This window comes from Bradyrhizobium sp. Mp27 (assembly GCF_029953005.1).
GTDB lineage: Bacteria > Pseudomonadota > Alphaproteobacteria > Rhizobiales > Xanthobacteraceae > Bradyrhizobium > Bradyrhizobium barranii.
This window is the reverse complement of sequence record NZ_JASAUS010000385.1, coordinates 1-2,608: the sequence shown is the minus strand read 5'-3', so window position 1 is coordinate 2,608 and position 2,608 is coordinate 1. Positions and strand designations below refer to the sequence as shown.

The 2,608-nt window shown below is 56.7% G+C and carries 3 protein-coding genes and 1 pseudogene; 2 read left to right on the top strand and 2 right to left on the bottom strand.

What is annotated here, in order from left to right; translation table 11 throughout:
• Positions 1-119: 119 nt before the first annotated feature.
• Positions 120-395: a hypothetical protein gene (locus QJT78_RS50070; protein ID WP_080587257.1), complete on the top strand. Its 276-nt coding sequence runs from the start codon at positions 120-122 to the stop codon at positions 393-395.
• Between the two features lie 304 nt (positions 396-699).
• Here QJT78_RS50070 and QJT78_RS50065 read toward each other — a convergent pair whose 3' ends face one another.
• Together QJT78_RS50065 and QJT78_RS50060 are read right to left on the bottom strand one after the other, a co-directional pair.
• A complete protein-coding gene (locus tag QJT78_RS50065; RefSeq protein ID WP_256461606.1) occupies positions 700-822 on the bottom strand; it encodes a hypothetical protein in 123 nt (40 codons plus the stop codon).
• 91 nt (positions 823-913) lie between these two features.
• Positions 914-1,651: a hypothetical protein gene (locus QJT78_RS50060; RefSeq protein ID WP_014497847.1), complete on the bottom strand. Its 738-nt coding sequence runs from the start codon at positions 1,649-1,651 to the stop codon at positions 914-916.
• Positions 1,652-1,944: 293 nt separating this feature from the next.
• On the opposite strand from QJT78_RS50060, the pseudogene QJT78_RS50055 reads away from it, so the two are divergent.
• Positions 1,945-2,241: pseudogene (locus tag QJT78_RS50055) on the top strand (IS256 family transposase); the annotation flags it as partial.
• Positions 2,242-2,608: the final 367 nt, after the last annotated feature.

Sequence of the window (2,608 nt, the reverse complement as noted above, 5' to 3'; positions counted from 1 at the left end):
CGAAAGTCATCGCCGGTGTAAAGTTCATCGACGGAATCGAAGTCATTCCGAACACTGAAAGCCACGCCGCCTGATCAGGCCGCGTCACCCAAAATCAGCCATAGCTCGGTTTCCGATGATTGAAGGCGCATAAGAAATCGTCGGTTCTGCGTGCGGCCCTTCAAGCTCACCACGATCGCATGACGATCAAGCCCGTTGCCCACGTCACGAGCGCGGCGCTCAACAGCGATCGGGACATCTCCCGCTACCTTCGCTCACGAAAGGTCGCGCAGCGGGCATTGATCGTTCTCACCCAACTCGGCGAGGTGCGGAATGGCCCGTTTCAAGAACAGTGCCGAAAGTTCGGTGGTGATGCGAAAATCCAAAATTGCGTATTTCGCTCGCTATTTCTTTGAGCTTGTGAAAAACGGGCGCACTGCAAGGTAGGAGCAGCGGCACAGCTTTCGTCCGTTAGAATTGCTGGTCGTCCCACGACATGTTTCTCTCCTCGGGGGATTGCGAACGAAGATCGAGGGCGACTAGGCGAAGAGTCCACTTCTCGACGTCGCCCCCGCAACAAACCACCCAGCCCCCGACGGGCTGCCCACGCAGCGTGAGCATTGTGCGAATCGATTTTCGTCCGGTGCGATCAGCTCCACATGTTTGCTAGGGAGCTGTCGCATTGCCTGGCCGAAAATGTTCCTGAACTGAGTTGTTGCCTCACGTAATTTTCTCTCCACCGCTGGTAGCGCCAGATCCGTCACCTTTGATTGTTCTCGCAGCGGCTCCAAGGCGATCTTTGCCTTCAGCGCTGCTTCGATTTTCCGTCTCGTTCTTCTTCATGGTCTCCGTTTATCAAAACAAAACGGCATCCGCACCATCTGAGCCGCCGGTCCAAAATCCGAGGCCACTTCACCTCACCGACCGTGGGTACTCACCTCGATGTCAGGGTCCAATTATTGAAGTTGAAGTTCATCCCACCTGGAGAGGAGGTGATCTCAACGCCGTATTGGACGTTGCCGACGTTTATCTCCCCAAAGTACCCTTTAGACTTGATCCACTGCAGGACACTCTTGATATCCACCGTCCCACTGTTGGTCTTCGAAGTGCGCAGGAATGAGATGACCTTATGGTGATTTTCTCCTTGAAACACGTTCCAAGTCGCTCCGCCTACATCGACATTTGTGTAGATCGGTATCGCCGCCCCGGAAGAAGCGTACTTGTAAGAAATGGGCTTGACGTTGCCGCCACCATCGGGATTGCCGGTGTAATTCGTCCAGAGCATTATCTCATACTGATTTGAGCTATCCCAGATATCGTAGGCGACGTCCCAGGCGCCGCTAGTCGGAACTTCCTGATTGAAGTTCGAGATCAGAGTGTTGATCGAACTGAGCGGTTTGCCGACATTGAAACCCTCGTGGGGATAGCTCTTGATGCCACCAGTATCAGGCTGGTTCGACCACACCCCCCACTGGTTGACAGCACTCACCGAGATAGTCTGGGGTCCTGCGCCCCTGCCCCATACGTCGTTGTTCCAACTGTAGCCATCGATTGAAAAGCTCCCGTATTGAGCGCTCGAACTCCATATCGGAGCTTTTGCCGATATTGGCACAAGCGCAACACTGGCCGCACTCAGGGCCGCAAACACCTTTAGCTTTGACACGCTCGCCATTCTCAATCTCCAACCTGACCTTTGCCCGCTCGCCCCTCGCAAGAGTTGGGCCATTATGCGCAGAGCCAGACGTGCTATTTTTCTCGCGCTCCGGGTTGCGTTCCCGACAGGCTGGCGGATTTCAGACAGGGTCCCGCCGCAGGATTGGTTGGAATTGAAAGCGGCGTAGTCTCTGAGGTGATCAACCTCGAATCATCCGCCGTTTGGAGCGCCGGATCGGAGACCATGCCATGACCAGCAATGTCACAAAGATGCATTTCCCCGCCGTGTGAAAGAGAGACGGCTCCGCAGCTTTTCGAAATTGGTTCGATCCGGTTGAAACGGCGGTGCGGAAACCAACGCGGGAACTCATTAGAGGAATTGCTCCGCAGCGAGCTCGATGCGGCCCTTGCGCGGCCGCGCTACGGACGCGGCATGAAGGCCGGCCATGAGGGAACGCCCCGTTACGGGCATCGACACGGCAGCCAGCCGCGGTCGCTGACCGGTAGCTTCGGGTCGATTAAAATCGCGGTCCCGCGTGCGCGGCTTGACACCCGCGATGGGGGACGACCGAATGGAAGAGCCAATTGCTGCGGGCTTGCAAGGATCGCCTCAGCCCTGCCGAAGTAGACATCGACAGGAGTGAGGTTGTCGATGCTCTCATGATAGCGGACGTGATTGCAGTGTTCGACGAACCGGGACGAAGCGCATGGTATTGCGCGCGACAGCTTCGCTGATCGCCTCTGCGTCGGCAGCATCAGTCTTCCCGCGCTTGAGTAGAGTCGAGGAGAGGCGCGGTGATGCGCTTGTTGCGCGTTCCGTTTCCTCTCCCCGCTCATCAAACCGGACGTGCGGTTTTCCCGCATCCGGCTTTCCGACAGGTTTCGTCACAAGGCGCACGTCGGCGACACTTTGCGCACGCGGTTCAGCACAAGTACGCCAGGGTTCCCATAGATCTGATCAGAGAACCGTCTGACG